The 6,641-nt window shown below is 71.5% G+C and carries 6 protein-coding genes; 2 read left to right on the top strand and 4 right to left on the bottom strand.

The annotated features are described in order from the left end of the window. Window positions 1-225: 225 nt before the first annotated feature. A complete protein-coding gene (locus ABZ070_RS34435) occupies window positions 226-1,491 on the top strand; it encodes a cytochrome P450 (RefSeq protein WP_356639789.1) in 1,266 nt (421 codons plus the stop codon). 14 nt (window positions 1,492-1,505) lie between these two features. On the opposite strand, the gene ABZ070_RS34430 is transcribed toward ABZ070_RS34435, so the two are convergent. The 4 genes from ABZ070_RS34430 to ABZ070_RS34415 form a co-directional block, all read right to left on the bottom strand. Continuing rightward, a complete protein-coding gene (locus tag ABZ070_RS34430; protein WP_356639787.1) occupies window positions 1,506-2,006 on the bottom strand; it encodes a DUF5949 family protein in 501 nt (166 codons plus the stop codon). A 133-nt stretch (window positions 2,007-2,139) separates the two neighbouring features. Next, a complete protein-coding gene (locus ABZ070_RS34425) occupies window positions 2,140-2,649 on the bottom strand; it encodes a DUF4352 domain-containing protein (protein WP_356639785.1) in 510 nt (169 codons plus the stop codon). A gap of 538 nt (window positions 2,650-3,187) precedes the next feature. Continuing rightward, window positions 3,188-4,387: an NAD(P)-binding domain-containing protein gene (locus ABZ070_RS34420; protein ID WP_356639783.1), complete on the bottom strand. Its 1,200-nt coding sequence runs from the start codon at window positions 4,385-4,387 to the stop codon at window positions 3,188-3,190. After that, window positions 4,369-5,676, bottom strand: coding sequence for an ATP-grasp domain-containing protein (locus tag ABZ070_RS34415; RefSeq protein WP_356639781.1), 1,308 nt, complete (start codon window positions 5,674-5,676; stop codon window positions 4,369-4,371). Before ABZ070_RS34415 ends, ABZ070_RS34420 begins: the two co-directional genes overlap by 19 nt. A gap of 138 nt (window positions 5,677-5,814) precedes the next feature. Between ABZ070_RS34415 and ABZ070_RS34410 the strand changes: the two genes are divergently transcribed. Then, window positions 5,815-6,641 (top strand): glycosyl hydrolase (locus tag ABZ070_RS34410; protein ID WP_356639779.1); only part of this gene is annotated, 827 nt, incomplete at its 3' end.

Here is a 6,641-nt window from a genome sequence, read left to right as displayed (position 1 = left end):
GCCAGAGATCCCCGGGTGGTCAACTTCATCACTGCGTACGTCCCCTCTTGTGCTGCACGGACCTTCCGTCGCTCTGCCCCAACGATCCGGACGGCTCAATCTGTGCAAATCTCCCCCGTCCGCAGCAATGTCGGGACGCAGGCTGACGACCCGATGGGCCAGCATGTCGGCCTGGGGCGTCCGGCGGATCAGGGCCGGACGGATCCCGAGCTCCAGGAGGTCGACGTGGGTACGGAAATCCCCGGGCAGTCGTCGCCGCGGCCGGCCGCGCGCGCCGCACAGGCCGATCTGTCCGATCCGGCGTTCTGGCAGCTGCCGCGTCCGGCCCGGCTCGCGGCCTTCGCCGAACTCCGCCGGCGTGATCGCCCCGTCCTCTTCGGGGACCGCCCCGGGTTCTACGCGCTGGTGCGGCACGCCGACGTGATGGAGGCGAGCCGGCGGCCGCGCGACTTCGCCAGCGCACCCGGTGTCACGACCCCGGAACCGGCCGCCTGGGCCAAGGCCGTCTTCGGCAACTCGATGGTCAATATGGACGGTGAGGAGCACGCCGCGATGCGCCGGATCGTGGCGCGCTCCTTCACCCCGAGACTGCTCGCGGCCACCGAGGACAACGTCCGCGAGGTCGCCCGGCGGATCGTCGACGAGATGCTCGAGCGCCGGCCGGAGGACTTCGTCCCTTCGGTGGCCTCGCGGATGCCGTTCGAGGTGATCTGCGACCTGATGGGCATTCCACAGCGCCACCGCGACGAGATCGCCGCCCGCGTGGACCAGGCCTCTGCGAGCGTCGGCGTACGGCGCGGCCTGAGGGCCAGGCTGCGGATGCCGGGACGCGGGCTGCGCGCCCTGGCCCATATGCAGCTCGTGATGGCGGGTCTCGCCCGTGAACGGCGCCGCAGGCCGACCGGCGACCTCATCTCGGCGCTGGTGTGCGCGGACGTCGACGGGCAGTCGCTGAACTCCCGCCAGCTGGGAGCGTTCTTCTCCCTGCTGCTGGTGGCGGGCGTGGAGACGACCCGTAACGCGATCGCCCACGGTCTGTCGCTGCTGAGCGAGCACCCGGAGCAACGGGCGCTGCTGGAAGCCGACTTCGCAAGTCACGCGGACGGCGCCGTGGACGAGATCGTCCGCCACTCGACCCCGATCATCCAGTTCCGCCGCACGGTGGCCGCCGAGTGCGAGCTGGGCGGCCGCAGCTACCGGCCCGGCGAGAAGGTGGTGCTGTTCTACGCGTCGGCCAACCGCGACGAGGCGGTCTTCGAGAATCCCGACGTCTTCGACATCACCCGCAACCCCAATCCGCATCTGGGGTACGGCGGGGGCGGGCCGCACTACTGTCTCGGCTCCCACCTGGCCCGGCAGGAGATGAAGGCGCTCTTCCACGAACTGCTCACCAGGCCCAGGGGCCTTCGGGCGGTGGGACTGCCGGGCCTGGTGGACTCCAGCTTCGACAACCGGGTCGGATCGCTGCGCTTCGCCTTCGAACCGTCCTGACCGACGTCAGGGGATCAGCCGCGCAGCCGCGACACCGGCAGCAGTACGTGGGCCGAGCTGGTGAGCGTCGCCTCGTCGCCGAGGAAGGCCTGGAGCACCTCCTCGGTGACCGGCCGGCCCGGCACGGCCTCCGGCCAGGGGCGACTGGCGATCATGAAGTGAACGCTGCCCCGGCGCTCCGCCGCGGCCAGCCACTCGGGCGGCGCGGGGCACTGGGCCTTGAGGTAGGGCATGTTGACGACCGCCTGACCGCCCTCGACCAGCAGCTGGATCGTGCGGTGGCTCTCGCCGGTGTGGTCGTGCATCTCGTCGCCGACGGTGAGCCCGAGCTCCTCGATCATCGCCAGGGCGGTCTCCCGGGCGGCTTCGGGACCGTCCGTGCCGTCCCCGAGGGAGTAGGTGAGCAGATAGGGGGTGTCGTGCCCCTGGTCGGGGTCGCCGGTCCATGCGAGCAGGGAGAGCGTGCCCAACCGGCCGCGGTTCACGGCGGTTTTGGGGGTGTTCGCTGTGGTCATGGCTCGGACCCTAGTGGCGGACCCACCCGCCTCCCGGCCCCCGTTCACCTGGACGGGGGAACCTCGGCCGCAAAGTGCCACCGGTCGTGTGCGCGAGGGTGGTTCGCGAGCGGGAGCGTCGGTGTGCGTCACCTCAGAGCTGCCAGTTCCGCTCCTGGGAGCCGACCGTGCAGTGCAGTCGTACGGCGCGGGAGCCGTACGGCACCTCGAAGGCCAGCCAGCCTTCGCTGTCGTCGCCGACCTGCAGCGACTTGCCGGAGAGCGGGAATCCGGTGGTGACCTCTCCGGAGGTCACGGCCGGATGCTTCCTGCCGTGCTCGTCGACGATCCACGCCTTCGTGAGGGGCGCTTCGTATGCCGCGCCCCCGACGTTGACGAGGCGCAGGTTCACCCCCACCCACCGGTGGCCGGCCGCGGGCCGCCGGGCGGCCTTGGTGGGCACGGCCGGATCGACGAACCCCCGCAGCGAGATCCGCAGGTGCTCGCCGAAGCGGGAGCCGCCGACGTCGGCGGTGTCGCCGACGCCGGCAGGCACGGCCGCGGCAGCCTTGCCGTTCGTACGCGGTGCCGGCTCCGGGCCGGCGGTACTGCTCTGGCATGCGGTGAGACTCAGCAGCAGCGCCGGCACCAGTGCGGTCGCCATGTGTCGCATCGGTCCCCTTCCGCCACCCGTTGATGCGTATCTTCGGGTCCGCCGAGGGTGAATCGGTGCGGCACGCCCCGTGCCGTACGGGTGAATCTCACCGCTGTGGGCGACCGGCTCGAAAGACCGTTCCTCCCGTCCCCCATCGTCCGCCCGCAGCAGTGACTTAGGGAGCCGGGTGGACGTTTGCGGTCGTATGGCAAGGATTACCGCGTCGGCTCGATGGCAGCGCGTCCAGACGAGAACGGATCCGGCGGCCGCACCGTCCGGCAGTAGCCCCATCTACGACCAGCTGGCGCGCGAATGGGCTGCCGCCGGCCGCACCATGCCGGGCCGGCCGGACGGGGAGTGGACGAGGCTCAGCCTCTTCCCTCCGCCTCCGGTTCCGGGGACGGTGGGAGAACCGCCCGTCCGGCCCTCTCCCCCGCCGCCGAGGAGAGGCTGGCTCTACGACCGCCACACCGCCTGAGGCGCAACGGGCCGTGGCCGGCGAGGCGTTGGGCCGGGACGCCGGACCGGCCGGGCGGCCCGTCCGGCGTCACCGCCGAAGCCGCCGCCGCACCCCGCCGACGAGCCTGTCGGCGGCGAACGCCGTGCCGTACACAAAACGCATGGCGGGTCCGAACGTCGGCGCGGTCAGCAGCCCCGCGAAGAAGAGCCCGGGGCAGCTGGACTCGAACCCTGCGCTCAGCCACGGCGCCCTGCTGCCGCCCACCCTCCTGATCGCGAGCCTGAGGCCGGGATCGAGGAGGCGCAGCCGGTCCAGGTCGGGGGTGAAACCGGTCGCCGCGACGACATGGCCGGTGTCGAGGGTGCTGATGCGGCCGTCGGCTGCCCTCAGCTCGAGCCGTACTCGGCCGTCGTCGCGGACGGAGGCGCCGCGGAGGCTGTGGCCCAGCAGCTCCGGCACCCGCTGTTCGTAGCGGTCGCGGAGCCACCATGCGCCGGCCGGGCCGAGCGCCCCGTCCATGAGACGTTCACGCAGACCCGCGGGCAACCGGCCGACCGCCCCGGGAGCGTGCGCCCAGGCCCAGTTGGACCAGCCGGCTCCCAGGCCGGTGTGAGGGGCGCGCAGCGCCGACAGCCGGCCGCGCTCCAGCGGCTCCGGCACCGTGTTCCACCGGATCCGGTCGGTGCGGGCCACCAGCTGCGGCCGTGCCCCGTGCTCCGCGAGGAGCGTCGCCGTCTCCAGCGCCGCCTGGCCCGCCCCGACGACGGTGACGTCCAGATCGCCGAACGCGCTCGGATCCGGGCTGCCGCTGCTGTGCGAGCACAGGTCGGCGGGCAGCCGGCCGAGTGGGCCGGGGACGCGCCGGAACGGCATGACGCCGACGGCGAGTGCCACCGTACGGGCCCTGATACGGGTGCCCTCCGCGGTCTCGACCCGGAAGCAGCCGGCGGAGGGCGTGACCTGGGTGACGGTCTGTTCGTCGACGGGCGGCACCGCGTGCTCGGCGAACCACGTCCCGTACTCGGTGAAGGTCCCGATGGGCAGCGGCCGGCCGTGCCGCGCCTCGAAACCGCTGACGGCCGCGTGGTCGCCGAGCGTGTACTTGCCCCCGGGGTCGGACAGGTCGGAGGCCCACGGCTCCGACTTGAGGAACATGCCCTCGGGCATGTGGTCCCGCCAGGACGCCATGGTCCTTCCGAAGATCCGCATGCTCATCCCCGCCGCGGCGGCGTGGGCCGCGACGGACAGCCCGTAGGGGCCCGCGCCGATCACTGCCAAGTCGTACATGACGCTGTTCTCGCTCCTTCTGATCTGGCCTCCGGTACGACTGCGGCGGCAGGCGCCGCCCGCCGCCGCAGCAGGGGGCGCACCCGGTTCGCGCCCTTGACGAGGCCGCGATGCAGCCACGCCGCGGTCATGGCGAGGAAAGGCAGCACGTCGTCCCGGGCGAACCAGGCGGTCTCCAGGCCTCGGTGCGCCTCACCCGCCCTGCCGGGTGTCCTGGACCGGACGCCGGCGACGGCGGACAGCAGCGCGTAGTTCTCCGCGACGAACACCCGCCCCGGCCTGCCCTCGGCCCGCGGCACCGCCTGACCGGTGAGGTCCAGATAGAGGGACCGCACGACGTCGAACCCGCCCTCGTCGGTGAAGAGCCGGAACTGTGCGCCGGGCCGCGGATTGACGTCGAGGAGGCGGTACGCGCCGCCCGCCGGGTCCCACCGGAAGTCGAGATCGAGGATGCCCTGGTAGCCGCAACTCGCCACCAGCCGCAAGGCCGCGGCCTCCACGTCGTCGTTGCGCTGCCAGCGGCCCTTCGCGGTCAGTCCGGCACGCGGCGGCCAGGCGAGCTCCTTGCGTCCGGTGCCGCCGAACAGACAGACGGACCCACGGGAGAAGTATCCGTGGAAGAACCAGTCCGAGTGCGGCCCGTCGGGCAGATGACGCTGGAGCAGCAGCCGGCTGCCCGCCTGCCCGCTGCGCTCGAACAGCCGCCGGGCCTGCCCCGGTGAGGTGACTAGGCAGGTGCTGCGCAGACCCGTGTCCGGTCCCAGCAGCCAGGGCCTGCTCCACTTCGCGACCAGCGGCAGCCCGAGCCGGCGGACCGCGTCAGCGGCCTCGACGGCGCTGCGCGGCACGACCGTGTCCGGGTGGGCGATCCCCGCGGCCGCGCACAGCCGGACCAGTTCCGTCTTGTCGGCGAGGGTCTCCGTGGCCTCCGCGGCCTGCTCGGGGAAGACGAACCGGTGGGCGAGGCGCGGGGCGTGGGCCGCGACGCTGACGGCACCGAGGTCGTCCATGGCGATCAGAACGGCGCGCCGTCCGATGCGCTCGGACACCTCGAGCATCAGGTCGACGAAGTCCGTGGGACGCAGCTCGCCCGGTGGCCGGACGTGGGCCCGGTGGAGATGACGGGACCGGGCGACCGGGCTGCGTGCCGACTCCACCACGGCATGCACCTCCACACCGGCGCGTCCCAGGGATCTGACGGCGCCAAGTGTGCCGTGGTGAAAGGGATTCCGGTCGAGCCGGAGCACGAGCGCGGGCATTCCCGGGTCGGGGATCGGCATTCGAGTCATACCTTTCACCTGGATGGTCCTGAATGGAGCGCGCCTATTCGCTAATGGCCTACTGACGTCTCTTCAGGCAGCCCATGGGTACGACTTTCTGACTACCGTCGTGTACATCGCAGAACGGTCCGCACCGAGGAGCAATTCATGCCACAACGGCGCCGTATCATCCGCACGGGCATCGGGACAGTCGCTGCCGGTCTCCTTGTCTCCAGCGTCTTTTCCGGAACATGGACGGCGAACGCGACATCCGTCGCCGACGAAAATCCGAGCCCTCCACAGCAACCACCCGTCGCAGCCGGTGCGTATCTGCACTACGGTGCGCTCGGCGTGCAGCGCCTGACCGAACTCTCCCGCTGGCTCGACGGGCGGGAACTGAAGGTCGGTCACACGTACCTGCCCGGCGACACCTGGGCCAACATCGAAGGCAGACCGGAGTTCCTGCAGCCGTGGGCCGACTGGCGCCGCGGTGCCGCGGACCGGATGTTCGTGCTCAACGTCCCCATGCTGGAACGCAACGAGGACCGGCTCCCCGACGTGGCGGTCAAGGCCCTGCTGCGGGCCGGCGCCCAGGGAAGCTTCGACCAGCACTTCCGTACCCTGGCCACGCGCCTGGTCGAGGCCGGTGTCCCCGACACGGTGATCGTGCTCGGCTGGGAGATGAACGGCATCACGTACACGCACCGCTGCGCCCCGGACCCCGCGTCCTGGAAGGCGTACTGGAACCGCATTGTCACCGCCATGCGTTCCGTCCCCGGGCAGGAGTTCCGATTCGACTTCGCCCCGAATCGCGGTCAGGACGCCATCCCCTGGACCGAGTGCTACCCCGGTGACGACGTGGTGGACATCATCGGAATGGACTCGTACGACCAGCCGCCGGGCGGGACGTTCGACGAACAGGTGACGGCTCCGTACGGATTGCAGCAGCAGGTCGATTTCGCCAAGGCCCACAACAAGGCGATCTCGTATCCGGA

It is taken from the genome of Streptomyces sp. NPDC006283 (assembly GCF_040613325.1).
Taxonomy (GTDB): Bacteria; Actinomycetota; Actinomycetes; order Streptomycetales; family Streptomycetaceae; genus Streptomyces.
The sequence above is the reverse complement of the archived record's forward strand: the minus strand, read 5'-3'. Positions and strand labels throughout refer to the sequence as shown.

Coding starts and splice junctions, on each gene's coding strand:
- ABZ070_RS34430 (WP_356639787.1), bottom strand. CDS start 2,006: ATGACCACAGCGAACACCCCCAAAACCGCCGTGAACCGCGGCCGGTTG.
- ABZ070_RS34425 (WP_356639785.1), bottom strand. CDS start 2,649: ATGGCGACCGCACTGGTGCCGGCGCTGCTGCTGAGTCTCACCGCATGC.
- ABZ070_RS34420 (WP_356639783.1), bottom strand. CDS start 4,387: ATGTACGACTTGGCAGTGATCGGCGCGGGCCCCTACGGGCTGTCCGTC.
- ABZ070_RS34415 (WP_356639781.1), bottom strand. CDS start 5,676: ATGACTCGAATGCCGATCCCCGACCCGGGAATGCCCGCGCTCGTGCTC.